General features: G+C 67.1%; 11 protein-coding genes. 6 read left to right on the top strand and 5 right to left on the bottom strand.

All coding sequences use genetic code 11. From position 1 onward, the window contains the following. Window positions 1-252: 252 nt before the first annotated feature. A complete protein-coding gene (gene ceoR / locus BT264_RS29730; protein WP_072444546.1) occupies window positions 253-1,257 on the bottom strand; it encodes a putative multidrug efflux transcriptional regulator CeoR in 1,005 nt (334 codons plus the stop codon). A gap of 174 nt (window positions 1,258-1,431) precedes the next feature. Here ceoR and BT264_RS29725 point away from each other — a divergent pair, with 174 nt between their 5' ends. From BT264_RS29725 to opcM, 4 genes are read left to right on the top strand one after another with little or no spacing between them, the layout of a single operon-like run. After that, window positions 1,432-2,292, top strand: a complete 861-nt coding sequence (locus tag BT264_RS29725; RefSeq protein ID WP_027781544.1) for an alpha/beta hydrolase — start codon at window positions 1,432-1,434, stop codon at window positions 2,290-2,292. A gap of 32 nt (window positions 2,293-2,324) precedes the next feature. Next, on the top strand, window positions 2,325-3,542 hold the full coding sequence (gene ceoA / locus BT264_RS29720) for a multidrug efflux RND transporter periplasmic adaptor subunit CeoA (protein ID WP_072444548.1): 1,218 nt from the start codon (window positions 2,325-2,327) through the stop codon (window positions 3,540-3,542). Window positions 3,543-3,587: 45 nt separating this feature from the next. Further along, window positions 3,588-6,788, top strand: coding sequence for a multidrug efflux RND transporter permease subunit CeoB (gene ceoB, locus BT264_RS29715; RefSeq protein ID WP_072444550.1), 3,201 nt, complete (start codon window positions 3,588-3,590; stop codon window positions 6,786-6,788). A 10-nt stretch (window positions 6,789-6,798) separates the two neighbouring features. Continuing rightward, a complete protein-coding gene (opcM, locus tag BT264_RS29710) occupies window positions 6,799-8,334 on the top strand; it encodes a multidrug efflux transporter outer membrane subunit OpcM (protein WP_072444552.1) in 1,536 nt (511 codons plus the stop codon). 104 nt (window positions 8,335-8,438) lie between these two features. Here opcM and BT264_RS29705 read toward each other — a convergent pair whose 3' ends face one another. Then, window positions 8,439-9,035 (bottom strand): TetR/AcrR family transcriptional regulator, encoded by a 597-nt coding sequence (locus BT264_RS29705; protein ID WP_072444554.1) that lies wholly within the window; start codon window positions 9,033-9,035, stop codon window positions 8,439-8,441. Between the two features lie 125 nt (window positions 9,036-9,160). Here BT264_RS29705 and BT264_RS29700 point away from each other — a divergent pair, with 125 nt between their 5' ends. Next, window positions 9,161-9,586 carry a Tautomerase enzyme gene (locus tag BT264_RS29700; RefSeq protein WP_072444556.1) on the top strand — a complete coding sequence of 142 codons (426 nt, stop codon included), beginning with the start codon at window positions 9,161-9,163 and terminating at the stop codon, window positions 9,584-9,586. Between the two features lie 150 nt (window positions 9,587-9,736). Here BT264_RS29700 and BT264_RS29695 read toward each other — a convergent pair whose 3' ends face one another. Next, complete coding sequence (locus BT264_RS29695) at window positions 9,737-11,230, bottom strand: M81 family metallopeptidase (protein ID WP_072444558.1); 1,494 nt, start codon at window positions 11,228-11,230, stop codon at window positions 9,737-9,739. Between the two features lie 58 nt (window positions 11,231-11,288). Beyond that, window positions 11,289-12,593, bottom strand: a complete 1,305-nt coding sequence (locus BT264_RS29690) for an MFS transporter (RefSeq protein ID WP_072444560.1) — start codon at window positions 12,591-12,593, stop codon at window positions 11,289-11,291. 140 nt (window positions 12,594-12,733) lie between these two features. On the opposite strand from BT264_RS29690, the gene BT264_RS29685 reads away from it, so the two are divergent. Beyond that, on the top strand, window positions 12,734-13,702 hold the full coding sequence (locus BT264_RS29685; RefSeq protein WP_072444562.1) for a LysR family transcriptional regulator: 969 nt from the start codon (window positions 12,734-12,736) through the stop codon (window positions 13,700-13,702). Between the two features lie 21 nt (window positions 13,703-13,723). Here the strand turns inward: BT264_RS29685 and BT264_RS29680 are convergent, their stop codons facing one another. Then, window positions 13,724-14,614, bottom strand: coding sequence for a LysR family transcriptional regulator (locus tag BT264_RS29680; protein ID WP_072444564.1), 891 nt, complete (start codon window positions 14,612-14,614; stop codon window positions 13,724-13,726). Window positions 14,615-14,670 lie beyond the last annotated feature (56 nt).

The following is a 14,670-nucleotide window of genomic DNA, read 5'->3' as shown; positions in this document are numbered from 1 at the left end:
TTGATTTGTCGTTGCAAAGGAACAATCGTCATCCGCACGGCCTGCAGGGTTATGCGGAAATCGCCGGCAGCCCCATGCAGCGGGGCTCACACGGATGCGACGACGACGCGCGACGACGCACGCGGACGATTGCCGCGCTCGGCACAAAGGATTGCTGCGGATTCAGGAAAGATGGCGGGCACCGCGCGGGAACGCGGCGCGAAGGCGGGACGACGCGCGGGCCTCGCAGCCCGCGCGCGTTGGTTCAGACGATTACGCGACCCACTCGTTGATGACCGGCGTGTCGAGCGCCGGCGCGCGCTCGGCTTCCTCGAACGTGCGCTTGCTGCACGTCGCGTCGAGGCTGCCCTTGCCGCTCAGCAGCGGGCAGCGGTCGAACACTTCGGCGATCCAGTCGACGAACACGCGCACCTTCGGCGACAGATGGCGGCTGTGCGGATACACGACAGAGATCGGCATCGGCAGCGGCTTGATGCCGGGCAGTACTTCCTTGAGCCGGCCTTCGCGCAGGTGCGGCAGCACCATGAAGAGCGGCGGCTGGATCAGCCCGAAGCCTTCGATCCCGCAGGTCACGTACGCATCCGCGTCGTTCACCGACACGATGCTTTCCATCTTGATCTCGGTTTCCTTGCCGTCGATCAGGAACGACCAGTCGATCGTGCGGCCCGTGCGGCTCGAGAAATAGTTGACGGCCTTGTGCTGGCTCAGGTCCTCGATCGTCTTCGGCTCGCCGAAGTGCTCGAGATACGCGGGCGCGGCGACCGTCACGCCTTCGAACAGGCCGACCCGGCGCGCGACGAGCGACGAATCCTGCAGCGCGCCGACGCGGATCACGCAGTCGACGCCTTCCTGCAGCAGGTCGACCGGACGGTCGGACAGGCCGAGCTGCAGGTCGATGTCCGGATAGCGCGTGTGGAATTCGCACAGCGACGGAATCACGAGCAGCCGCCCGATCGAACCCGGCATGTCGATACGCAACTTTCCGTGCGGCTTCCGGTTGTTGGCCTGGAAGCTCGCTTCGGTTTCCTCGACGTCCGCGAGGATCCGCACGCATCTTTCGTAGTACGCGGCGCCGTCCGGCGTCAGCGACAGCCGGCGCGTGGTCCGGTGCATCAGCCGCACGCCGAGGAACGCTTCGAGATTCTGGATGATCGTCGTGACGGACGCCCGTGGCAAGCCGAGCGTTTCTGCCGCCTTGGTGAAGCTGCTTGTATCGACGACGCGAGTAAACACCTGCATGGCCTGAAGCCGGTCCATCACAACCTCCGCAATCTAATTTGCCGCCGGAACAAGAAGGCTGCGCTACCTCGTGGGTGAACGCAGCCTCGGATTGTTCGGGGTCGTTGAATTGTGTTGCCGGATTATAGGCATTTATCCCAATGTCTGCCGGACCCAGAATTCGTTCCATCTCGAAATGGACGCTGCATCGTCATGGACGCTTCTGAATTCAGCAAATTCCTGAAAGCCGCGCTGCCCGCTCAAGCCTTGGCGGGCGCGGCGCTGACGGTTGCCGAAGTGGAAATTCCCGGCTACGCGCAGGACATCGTGCTGCGCCTCTACCGCCGCCCGGACAAGACCGGGCTGCCAGTAGTGCTTTATTTCCACGGCGGCGGTTTCGTCCGCGGTTCGCTCGAAGACGCCGATTTCGCCGCGCGTTTTTTAGCAGAACGCTTACCAGCTCTCGTAGTGTCGGTCGATTATTCGCTCGCGCCGGCCTTTCCTTTTCCGGCCGCGCCGGAGGACGCGTATCGCGCGGCCGTGTGGGCCGCGACGCGTGCCCGCGCGTTCGGCGGCAATCCGAAGAAGATCGGTGTCGCGGGCCACGACGCGGGCGGGCAGCTCGCGAACTGTCTGGCATTCATCGCACGCGACCGCGGCGAAGTGTCGATCGCCGCGCAGGCGCTGTTCGGGCCGATGCTCGACCCGAGCATGACGCGCATCGGCGACGCCGAGCGTCTCGCGTCGGACATCACCGCGCGCGAATGCGCGGCCTGTTATCGCGCGTATCTGCCGCAGGCCGCGCAGCGCATGCACCCGTACGCGGCGCCAATCGAATCGGTGCGCCTCGCGGGGTTGCCGCCGACGCTCGTCGTCACCGCGCAGAACGACGTGCTGCACGTCGAAGCGGAGAAATATGCGGGCTGCCTGATTTCGTCGGGCGTGCTCACGCAGGTGATCCGCTATCCGGACATCACGCACGCCGCGCTCGCGACGCACGAAGCCGCATTCGAGGAAGCCGTGCGCTTCTTCCAGTGCCGCTTCCAGGCGCGCCAGCCGAACCGTTCCGAATAACCAGAACCAATCCACGTTTATTGGAGATCCACATGGCCATCCTACGCACCTCCCGTTCCCGAATCGCGACAGCGGCGATCGTGACGCTCGCCGTCGTCGGCCTCGGAACGTTCGGCGCAATGCGCGTGAACGCGAACGCGCCCGAAAAAGCAGCCGCGCCGCTGCCCGAAGTCGACGTCGCGACCGTCGTGCCGCAGACCGTGACCGACTGGCAAGGTTATTCGGGCCGCCTCGAAGCGATCGAGAAGGTCGACGTACGCCCGCAGGTGTCGGGCACGATCGTCGCGGTGAATTTCAAGGACGGCGCGCTCGTGAAGAAGGGCGACGTGCTGTTCGTGATCGACCCGCGCCCGTACCAGGCCGAAGTCGACCGCGCGGCCGCGCAGCTCGCGGCTGCCCAGGCCCGCAACGGCTATGCGCAGACCGACTGGCAGCGCGCGCAGCGGCTGATCGGCGACAACGCGATCGCGAAGCGCGATTACGACGAGAAGCAGAACGCGGCCCGCGAGGCGACGGCGAACGTGAAGGCGGCCGATGCCGCGCTGGAAACGGCGCGCATCAACCTCGGCTATACGCGGATCACCGCGCCGGTGTCGGGCCGCGTGTCGCGCGCGGAGATCACGGTCGGCAACGTCGTGTCGGCCGGTGCGTCGGCTGCGCCGCTGACGACGCTCGTGTCGGTGTCGCCGATCTATGCGGCGTTCGATGCGGACGAACAGACCTACCTGCAATACATCAACGGCGCGCGCGACGGCCGCAAGGTGCCGGTCGAGCTCGGCCTCGCGAACGAAGCCGGCTACTCGCGCAGCGGCGTGATCGATTCGGTCGACAACCGGCTCGACACGTCGTCGGGCACGATCCGCGTGCGCGCGCGCTTCGACAACGCCGACGGCGCGCTCGTCCCGGGCCTCTACGCGCGCGTGAAGGTGGGCGGCAGCGCGCCGCACCAGGCGCTGCTGGTCGACGACGCGGCGATCAACACCGACCAGGACAAGAAGTTCGTGTTCGTCGTCGACCAGCAGGGCCGCGTGTCGTACCGCGAAGTGCAGCAGGGGATGCAGCACGGCAACCGGCGCGTGATCGTGAGCGGGCTTTCCGCGGGCGACCGCGTGATCGTGAACGGCACGCAGCGCGTGCGGCCCGGCGAGCAGGTGAAGCCGCACATGGTCCCGATGACGGGCGGCGATGCGCCGTCCGCGCCGCTCGCGAGCACCGCGAAGCCGGCCGCACCGGCGAAGGCGGATTCGTAAGCGGCACGCCGCTTCGCATCCGCGTTCAACCAGACAGAGCCAGAAATGAACATATCCAAATTCTTTATCGACCGGCCGATCTTTGCAGGAGTCCTATCGGTGATCATCCTGCTCGGCGGGGTGATCGCGATGTTCCTGCTGCCGATTTCGGAATATCCGGAAGTCGTGCCGCCTTCGGTGATCGTGAAGGCGCAGTACCCGGGCGCGAACCCGAAAGTGATCGCCGAGACGGTCGCGTCGCCGCTCGAAGAGCAGATCAACGGCGTCGAGGACATGCTCTACATGCAGTCGCAGGCGAACAGCGACGGCAACATGACGATCACCGTCACGTTCAAGCTCGGCACCGATCCGGACAAGGCCACGCAGCTCGTGCAGAACCGCGTGAACCAGGCGCTGCCGCGCCTGCCGGAAGACGTGCAGCGGCTCGGCATCACCACGGTGAAGAGCTCGCCGACGCTGACGATGGTCGTGCACCTGATCTCGCCGGACAACCGCTACGACATGACCTACCTGCGCAACTACGCGCTGATCAACGTGAAGGATCGCCTGTCGCGGATCCAGGGCGTCGGCCAGGTGCAGCTGTGGGGTTCGGGCGACTACGCGATGCGCGTATGGCTCGATCCGCAGAAGGTCGCGCAGCGCGGGCTGTCCGCCGAGGACGTCGTGCAGGCGATCCGCGAGCAGAACGTGCAGGTCGCGGCCGGCGTGATCGGCGCGTCGCCGTCGCTGCCCGGTACGCCGCTGCAGCTGTCGGTGAACGCGCGCGGCCGTCTGCAGACGGAAGACGAGTTCGGCGACATCGTCGTGAAGACGACGCCGGACGGCGGCGTCACGCGCCTGCGCGACATCGCGCGAATCGAACTCGATGCGTCCGAATACGGGCTGCGCTCGCTGCTCGACAACAAGCCGGCCGTCGCGATGGCGATCAACCAGTCACCGGGCGCGAACTCGCTGCAGATCTCGGACGAAGTGCGCAAGACGATGGCCGAGCTGAAGCAGGACATGCCGGCGGGCGTCGACTACAAGATCGTCTATGACCCGACGCAGTTCGTGCGTTCGTCGATCAAGGCCGTCGTGCACACGCTGCTCGAAGCGATCGCGCTGGTCGTGATCGTCGTGATCGTGTTCCTGCAGACCTGGCGCGCGTCGCTGATTCCGCTGATCGCGGTGCCGGTATCGATCATCGGCACGTTCTCGCTGCTGCTCGCGTTCGGGTATTCGATCAACGCGTTGTCGCTGTTCGGGATGGTGCTCGCGATCGGGATCGTGGTCGACGATGCGATCGTCGTCGTCGAGAACGTCGAGCGCAACATCGAGAGCGGGATGAACGCGCGGCAGGCGACCTACAAGGCGATGCAGGAAGTGAGCGGGCCGATCATCGCGATCGCGCTGACGCTCGTCGCCGTGTTCGTGCCGCTCGCGTTCATGTCGGGCCTGACCGGCCAGTTCTACAAGCAGTTCGCGATGACGATCGCGATCTCGACGGTGATCTCGGCGTTCAACTCGCTGACGCTGTCGCCGGCGCTGTCCGCGATCCTGCTGAAGGGCCATGGCGACAAGGAAGACTGGCTCACGCGCGTGATGAACCGCGTGCTCGGCGGCTTCTTCCGCGGCTTCAACAAGGTGTTCCATCGCGGCGCGGAGAACTACGGCCGCGGCGTGCGCGGCGTGCTGTCGCGCAAGACGCTGATGCTGGGCGTGTACCTCGTGCTGGTGGGCGCGACCGTACTGGTGTCGAAGGTCGTGCCGGGCGGCTTCGTGCCCGCGCAGGACAAGGAATACCTGATCGCGTTCGCGCAACTGCCTAACGGTGCATCGCTCGACCGCACCGAGAAGGTGATCCGCGACATGGGCTCGATCGCGCTGAAGCAGCCGGGCGTCGAGAGCGCGGTGGCGTTCCCGGGGCTGTCGGTGAACGGCTTCACGAACAGCTCGAGCGCGGGCATCGTGTTCGTCACGCTGAAGCCGTTCTCTGAACGGCACGGCAAGGCGCTGTCGGCCGGCGCGATCGCCGGCGCGCTGAACCAGCAGTACGGCGCGATCAAGGACTCGTTCGTCGCGGTGTTCCCGCCGCCGCCGGTGCTCGGCCTCGGCACGCTCGGCGGGTTCAAGATGCAGATCGAGGATCGCGGCGCGGTGGGCTACGCGAAGCTGTCGGACGCGACCAACGACTTCATCAAGCGCGCGCAGCAGGCGCCGGAGCTCGGGCCCCTGTTTACGAGCTACCAGATCAACGTGCCGCAGCTCAACGTCGATCTCGACCGCGTGAAGGCGAAGCAGCTCGGCGTGCCCGTGACCGACGTGTTCAACACGATGCAGGTGTATCTCGGCTCGCTGTACGTGAACGACTTCAACCGCTTCGGGCGCGTGTACCAGGTGCGCGTGCAGGCCGATGCGCCGTTCCGCCAGCGCGCGGACGACATCCTGCAGTTGAAGACGCGCAACGACAAGGGCGAGATGGTGCCGCTGTCGTCGCTCGTCACGGTGACGCCGACGTTCGGCCCGGAAATGGTGGTGCGCTACAACGGCTACACCGCGGCCGACATCAACGGCGGCCCGGCGCCGGGCTTCTCGTCGGGGCAGGCGCAGGCCGCGATCGAGCGCATCGCGCACGAGACGCTGCCGCGTGGCGTGCGGTTCGAGTGGACCGACCTCACGTACCAGCAGATTCTTGCCGGCGATTCAGCGATGTATGTGTTCCCGATCAGCGTGCTGCTCGTGTTCCTGGTGCTCGCCGCGTTGTATGAAAGCCTGACGCTGCCGCTCGCGGTGATCCTGATCGTGCCGATGAGCATTCTGTCGGCGCTGACGGGCGTGTGGCTCACGCAGGGCGACAACAACATCTTCACGCAGATCGGCTTGATGGTGCTGGTGGGGCTGTCGGCGAAGAACGCGATCCTGATCGTCGAATTCGCGCGTGAACTCGAACACGACGGCAGGACGCCGCTCGAGGCCGCGATCGAGGCGAGCCGGCTGCGGCTGCGCCCGATCCTGATGACGTCGATCGCGTTCATCATGGGCGTGGTGCCGCTCGTCACGTCGACGGGTGCCGGTTCGGAAATGCGCCATGCAATGGGTGTCGCGGTGTTCTTCGGGATGCTCGGCGTGACGCTGTTCGGGCTGATGCTGACGCCGGTGTTCTACGTCGTGCTGCGTACGCTCGCGGGCGGCAAGATCCACGTCGCGGGCAAGGACTCGGCGGGTTATGGCGTACCGGCTTCGGGCGTGCCGGCATCGGATGCTTGAGGATAGAAAGATGAACAACATGCACAACACGAATGGCCTGATGCGCTTCGCGAAGGTGGCGGCCGCGAGCACCCTGCTCGCGACGCTGCTCGCCGCGTGCGCGGTGGGCCCCGACTACAAGCGCCCGGATGCGCCGACGCCCGCCGCGTTCAAGGAAGCGCCGACGCTCGCCGCGGGCGAACAGGCCGGCACGTGGAAGACGGCCGAGCCGTCGGACGGCGAACATCGCGGCGAATGGTGGACGGTGTTCGGCGACCCGGTGCTCGATTCGCTCGAGACGCAGGCGCTCGCCGCGAACCAGAACCTGAAGGCCGCGGCCGCGCGTGTCGAGGAAGCGCGCGCGGCGACGCGTTCGGCACGCTCGCAATGGTTCCCGCAGGTCGGCGCCGGCTTCGGGCCGACGCGCGAAGGGCTGTCGTCGGCGTCGCAGCTCCAGCCGCAAGGCACGGGCCCGACCAACGCGACGCTGTGGCGCGCGCAGGGCACGGTGTCCTACGAGGCCGACCTGTTCGGCCGCGTCGGCCGCAACGTCGAGGCGTCGCGCGCCGACCAGGCCCAGAGCGAAGCGCTGTTCCGTTCGGTGCAGCTCGCGCTGCAGGCGGACGTCGCGCAGAACTACTTCGAACTGCGCCAGCTCGACTCGGACCAGGACCTGTACCGCCGCACGGTGGAGTTGCGCGATCAGGCGCTGAAGCTCGTGCAGCGCCGCTTCAACGAAGGCGACATCAGCGAGCTCGACGTGTCGCGCGCGAAGAACGAGCTGGCCAGCGCGCAGGCCGATGCGGTCGGCGTCGCGCGCCGGCGCGCGGCTTCCGAGCATGCGCTCGCGATCCTGCTCGGCAAGGCGCCCGCGGATTTCGCGTTCAAGGAAACGCCGATCGTGCCGGTCGGCGTGAAGATTCCGGCGGGCCTGCCGTCCGCGCTGCTCGAACGCCGTCCGGACGTGTCGGCGGCCGAGCGCGCGATGGCGGCCGCGAACGCGCGGATCGGCCTCGCGAAGTCGGCGTACTTCCCGAAGCTCGACATCACGGGCGCGTTCGGCTATGAAGCGTCGACGCTCGGCAACCTGTTCCTGTGGTCGAGCCGCACGTTCCTGCTCGGGCCGTTCGCCGGCACCGCGCTGACGCTGCCGCTGTTCGACGGCGGGCGCCGCGCGGCCGGCGTGCAGCAGGCGCGCGCGCAATACGACGAGCAGGTCGCGAACTACCGGCAGCAGGTGCTCGTCGCGTTCCGCGAGGTCGAGGACAATCTCGCCGATCTGCGCCTGCTCGACGACCAGATCCGCGCGCAGGATGCGGCCGTCAATGCGTCGCGCCGCGCGGCGACGCTATCGCGCACGCAGTATCAGGAAGGCCAGGTCGCGTATCTCGACGTGATCGACAGCGAGCGCTCGGTGCTGCAGTCGCAGTTGCAGTCGAACCAGTTGACCGGCGCGCAGGCCGTGTCGACCGTGAACCTGATCCGTGCGTTGGGCGGCGGGTGGGGTAATGCGCCGACGGCGGTCGGCGATGCGGCGTCGGGCAAGCAGGAAGTTGCCGTGCGTTGAGGTATAGGCTTGCGACGGGCCACCGTAGCAAGTGGTCGATCGAAGAACCCCGATCCGTGACGACGCGGATCGGGGTTTTTTATTGGGCTTTTATCGGCCGTCTGCTATGTCTGCTGCTCCGGCTGCACATCCGTGCGTTCCGCGATGACCATGGCGTACCGGCCGACGGCATCGGCGATACGCTCCGCCAATGCAGGATCGCGCACCGCGCGGGCGAGCGTGACGCCGCCCGACAGCAGCGCGAGGAATGCAATCGCGCGGTCGTCGTCGGGTTGGTCGCCGAGCCCGGACGACACTTCGTCGACGATCTGCCGCAATGCTTGCTCATACGCGTCGCGCGTGTCGTCGTCGGCGCGCATCACCTCGGGGGACAGGCTCGGCAGCGCACAGCTTTCGCCGAGCGCGCAGGTACGCCGCGGTCCGAGATAGAACGACACGAACGGGCGCCGCCAGCGCGCGCCGTGCTCCGCCTTGAACGCGGCGACGCCTTGCCGCAACTGGTCGAGGCCCGACAGCACGACGCTGCGGAACGCTTCACCTTTCGATTTGAAATGCCCGTAGAACGCGCCGTTTGTAACACCCGCCGCCTTCGTCAACGGACCGATGCCCGAACCGCCATATCCCTCCTGACGGAACAGGCGGCTCGCGGCATCGAGGATGCGCGCGCGGGTTTCGTGCTTGTGCTCGACGGAATAACGCATGACAGGCTCGCTTCAGAGCGATCACTCTTTATCTTGCATAGAGAGTGATCAGTGTCTAATGTATAGAGAGTGACTGATATTTATATCACGTCACGATTCCGATGACCTGACCAGGAGGAAGTGCGATGCCGATCACGCTGACAGTATCCGAAGGGGTTTTCACGCCGGACGACGAAGGGCCGGTGTTTGCCGAGCTGACCGATGCGCTGCTGGATGTCGAAGGGTTGACCGGGAATGCGTTCCTGGCACCGAACGTGGTGGGCACGCTCAATGTGCTGCCCCGGAACCGGACTTTCGTGCACGGACGGGCGCAGCCTGCGGCGTTCGTCGAATTGAAGCTTCCCGCCGTGGCGCTCGCGGCGCCCGACAGGCAGCGGCAATTCGTCGAACGGGCGACCGCGATCGTGCTGCGCCGGGCCGGCGGGCGGCTGACGCCGGCGCAAGTGTGGGTGAACGTCGTCCATGCCGTCGACGGCGGATGGGGCATTGCCGGACGACGCTTCGACAACGCATCGCTCGTCGATTCGATCCAGAGTGCTGCTGCGCAGTAACTGCAACTAACGGTCGAGCCATCATGCGTCGACCACCGGTGCGGCGATTTTCGCCGCACCGCCCGGGCATCCCGCCCGCAGCGCGCGGGGCGGCAATCCGCCATCCCGCGCCCCGGGGCTGCTTCGACGAATCGGCAGCGTTCGAGCGCGTCACGCTCCCGCGAACGCATCCCCCATCGGTTTCGTCCGCATTCCCCGCGCGAGGCGGGTCCACGGCAGGTCCGCGGGGTCGGCCTGCATCGGCCCTGGCGCCTTGGCGACCAGCACCGCATGCGCGATGTCCTGGAAGTCGGCGCGGAAATGCACCGAGCTCTTGTTGACCAGGATCTTCATCGCTTCCGGCTCGACGCCGCCCACGCGATACAGATTGCGATCGAGCATCTGCGCCTTGCCGCCGCTCACGACGATTCGCACTCCGTCGATCCGCAGACAGGCCACCGGCCCGACGTCGGCCTGCATGCCGTTCATCATCGGGCCGTCGTAGCGGCACACGCCGTCGGACAGCGCGACGACCTCGAAGCGCCCATGAAACGGTTCGTCACCGGGCACGCCCGAGCCGCCGAGCGACAGTTCGAGGCTGGCGCCGACACCGGCTCGCCAGGCTGCCGCGGCCGCAGTCGGATCCCACAGCAAGCCCAGCGCCGCGTCCCGCGCGCCGTTGCGCAGCAACGCGCGAAGCAGGCCCGTCGTATTGGAATCGCCGCCCGCGCCGGGGTTGTCCTGCGTATCGGCGATCACGACGGGCTTGCTCGCGCCCTCCGCGAGCCGCATGGCCTCGCGCACGGCGTCGTCGGGCGACAGGAACGGCACCTGCCACTTCGCCTCGTCGGCCAGCATCTTGTCGTACAGCGCCTGCACGGCCGCGTCGATCGCGTCGGTGTAGCCGTAGCCCCAGATAACCGGCCCGCATTCGGGGAAATCCGCTGCCGGAAAGCCCGGCGCGAACGACAGCGAGACCACGTTGCCCGTCTCCAGCGCCGTGAGGCGCGCGTACATGTCGTGCGCGGGATCGAGCAGCGTGCACATCCCGTTGATCGGAATCAGGAACGGTAGCCGTCGCGCCGCGCGACGCAGCGGGCCACCGCCCGCGAGCAGGCGTTCGAGCAGCACGGCCGCGCGTTCGCCGGTCTCTGCCATGTCCACGTGCGGATAGGTGCGAAAGGCCACCAGCGCGTCGGCGCGGCTCAGCATCAGGTCGGTCACGTTCGCGTGCAGGTCGAGCGAGGCGACCACCGGCACGGCCGGGCCGACCGCGTCGCGGATGCGGTCGAGCAAGGTTCCTTCGCCGTCGTCCGTATGCTCGGCGACCATCGCGCCGTGCAGATCGAGATACACCGCGTTGCAGCCGCCGCGTCGCGCTGCATCGACGATCTCGGTGGCAATGCGCTCGAACGCATCCTCGGTGACATGCGCCGACGGGCTCGCACCCGCCCAGATCACCGGCAGCAAGGTCCAGCCGCGCCGCTCGGCAGCGTTGATGAAGCCGCCGGCCGGAATGTTGACGTCGCGCAGCGCGAGCACGTCCGTGCCGCGCACCAGGGCCGGAAACCCCTCGCCGCGTTCGAAGTTTGCATAGGCGGCCTTGGTGGGCGCGAAAGTGTTGGTTTCGTGTTGGAAACCGGCAATCAGGATCCGTGCGGTCATGAGACTGATTCCAGGAAAACGATGGATGCAGGCGGCACGCGTGCGCCGGCGCGTCATGTCATCGCGCCGCGGCGGGCAGGCGGTTCATGATCAGCGCCACGGCGCCTGCGACCATCAACGCAACGATGACCAGCAGCCCCGCCTGCATGCTGCCGGTCGCGGTGCGGATCTCGCCGATGACGGTCGGGCTGAGGAAGCCGCCGAACAGGCCGATCGTGTTGATGAGCGCGATGCCGCCCGCGGCCGCGTTGCCCGTCAGGTATTGCGACGGGATCGCCCAGAACACCGTATAGGCTGCCCACAACAACGCCGTGGCGATCGTCATGCAGACGAGCGATACCGCAAGGTTGCCGCCGGCGCAGGTCGCGGCGGCCAATGCGGCGGCGCCTGCCAGCGCCGACACCGCGCTGTGCAGCCGACGTTCGCCGCGGCGGTCCGAGCGCCGGCCGATCACGAGCATCGCGCATGCGGCGCCGATGTACGGAATCATCGAATAGAAGCCGACCTGCATCGTGTCGGTCACGCCGTTCGCCTTGAGGATCGACGGCAGCCAGAAGCTGACCGCGTAGATTCCGCAGATCATCGTGAAGTACGCGAAGGCCAGCAGGTAGACGCGCGGGTCGCGCGCCGCCTGTCCGAACGCGTGGTGACCGGCGGCGGGCGCGTGCAGTTCGGCCGCGAGCAGGCTTTTCTCGCGGTCGGTCAGCCAGGCCGCGTCGGCCGGCCGGTCGGCCAGCACCTTGAACACGAGCACGCCAAGCACGGCGCACGGCAGGCCCTCGGCGACGAACATCCATTGCCAGCCGGCCAGCCCGTGCGCGCCGTCGAGGGTGGTCATCAGCCAGGTCGACAGCGGCGAGCCGACGATGCCGCCGATGGGGCCGGCGAGCATCACGACGGCCATCACGCCGGCCATTCGCCGCGGGCCGTACCAGTAGGTCAGGTAGAAGATCATGCCCGGCGCGAAGCCGGCTTCGAACACGCCGAGCAGGAAGCGCAGCACGTAGAACGACGTCATGTCGTGCACGAACATCATCGCGGCTGACGTCAGGCCCCACAGCACCATGATCCGGCTGATGGTCTTGCGCGCGCCGATCCTCGGCAGCATCAGGTTGCTCGGAATCTCGAACAGCACGTAGCCGAGGAAGAAGATGCCCGCGCCGAGGCCGTAGGCCGCGTCGGAGAAGCCGAGCGCATTTTGCATATGGAGCTTCGCGAAGCCGATGTTCACGCGATCCAGATACGCGAACGTGTAGCACAGCAACAGGAGCGGCAGCAGGCGCCAGTTCAGCTTGCGATACAGCGCCTGCACGGGCGCGCTGTCCTGCGCGGCCGGATGGCGGGAGGATGGAACGGCGGACATGTCGGTCTCCTGTGGCGTGAGCGTCTTGCGGCATCGATCTCGATTGGCGCATCGTCGGAGAGACGAAAAAGCAGAGCAAGAGCAACTTAAGTGAGCTAATGTTGCTCGACGGGCAACACATACGGCAAACCGGAATCTCCATGCGCGAACTGAACCAGCGCCGCTTGCGCTACTTTCATGAAGTCCTGACCCACGGCTCGATCCGCGGCGCGGCCGACAGCGTCAATACCGCGCCGTCCGTGATCACGCGGCAGATTCGCCTGCTCGAGGAGGAAATCGGCGTCGTGCTGTTCGAGCGTCAGGCGCGCGGCGTGCGCCCGACCGAGGCCGCCGCGCATCTGCTCGAATACTGGCGCGGCTGCCGCTCGCAGCAGGAATTGTTCGAGGAGCGCCTGCAGGCATTGCGGCGGCTGCAATCCGGCCAGGTGCGCATCGTGACCAGCGAGGGTTATGTCGACGTGCTGATGGACGAGGTGCTGACCGATTTCTGCATGCGCTATCCGAAGCTCGACGTGATCGTCGACGTGCTGCCCGTCAACAGCGTGCTGCAGGAGGTGGCCGAGAGCCGCGCGCATGTCGGGCTTGCGTACAACCCCCCGGCCCATCCGGAGATCGAGTATCTCGCCACCTCGTCGCAGCCGGTGGTGGCGCTCGTTCACGCCGGCCATCCGCTCGCGGTGCGCGGCGGGGCGGTCCGCGCGCACGAACTCGTCGAGTATCCGCTTGCGCTGATGCCGCCGGCATTCGGCCTCGGCCAGGTTGCGCAAATGCTCGCCTATACGGAGAACCTGTCGATCCGCCCGACGCTGACGACCAATTCCCTCGCCGTGCTGCGCCACTTCGTGAAGCGCCATGCCGGGATCACGCTGATCGGCGCGTTCGCGGCGTACCGGGAACTGGAGAGCGGTGAACTCGTCGCGCTGCCGATCGCACATCCGTTATTCGATTCCGCCAAGGCGCGACTGCTGGTGAAGGTGGGGCGGCCCCTCGGCGTCGCGGCCGACACGTTGCTGAACTGCCTGCTGCACGACATGAAGATGTTCGCTGCGCACGGCGCGGGTCGGGACAAGGCCGCCAAGCGGCCGCGGGCGACCAGACGCGCGCGTTAGCGTGCGTCGTGTCGCCGCCGCTCAGGCAGCGTCGCCGGCAGCGCGCAGCGCGCGCACCAGTTCGCTGGCCGCCTTGCCGAGCCCTGTGTGCTTCGGCCGCCGCAGGTACACGGGCAGCGGCAGCCCGTTGCGGATGTTCGCGAACACGAGCGGCGCGAGTTCGCCGTCGGCGACGTATCGGCCGATCATCGATGCGGGCAGGTTCGCCCAGCCGTGACCGGCCGTCACGAGCGCGATCGCCGTGGCCATGTCGGTCACCTTCCAAGTGCGGTTGCCGATGACGGGCCGCACGTCGGTCAGCGGCCGCCCCGGATCGACGATCACGATCTGCCGGAAACCCGACAGCCGCTCGATCGCTTCAGGATGCGCTGCTTCGGCGATCAGCGGATGGCTCGGCGCGGCGACTGCAATGAGCGTTTCCGTCCACAGCGCGTGGATCTGTTCCTGCGGATGCAGGTCGAGTCCGCCGTATGCGATGCACAGATCGACGGCGCCACGATGCAGCGCGTCGACGATCGCGTCCTGCGGCGCCGTGACGACGCTGATCGCGAGCGCCGGATATTTCGCGGCGACGGCCGTCAGCGCGCGGGCGACGGGGGCGCCGTCGAGTTCCGCCGCGAGCCCGAGCCGCAGCGTGTCCTCGACGCCTTCCGACAGATGCTGCGCATGCGCGCGCAGCGCGTGCAGCCGTTCGGCGATCGAGCGTGCATCGGGCAGCAGCGCGGCCATCGCGGCGGTCGGCGTCGGTTCGCGCGTGCCGCGGTCGAACAGCACGAGATCGAGTTCGGCCTCGAGGTTCGCGATCGCCATGCTGACCGCCGACGGCGTGCGGCCGAGCGCGCGCGCGGCCGCTGAAAACGAGCCTTTGTCGATGACGGTCAGCAGCATGTCGATATGGTCGCTGGTCAGCACGCGATACCTCCTGTCAGAAAAATTGAAAGGACCTGACTTTTGCGCACAGGGTACCC

The organism is Burkholderia sp. NFPP32, assembly GCF_900119325.1.
Taxonomy (GTDB): domain Bacteria; phylum Pseudomonadota; class Gammaproteobacteria; order Burkholderiales; family Burkholderiaceae; genus Burkholderia; species Burkholderia pyrrocinia_C.
The sequence above is the reverse complement of the archived record's forward strand: the minus strand, read 5'-3'. Positions and strand labels throughout refer to the sequence as shown.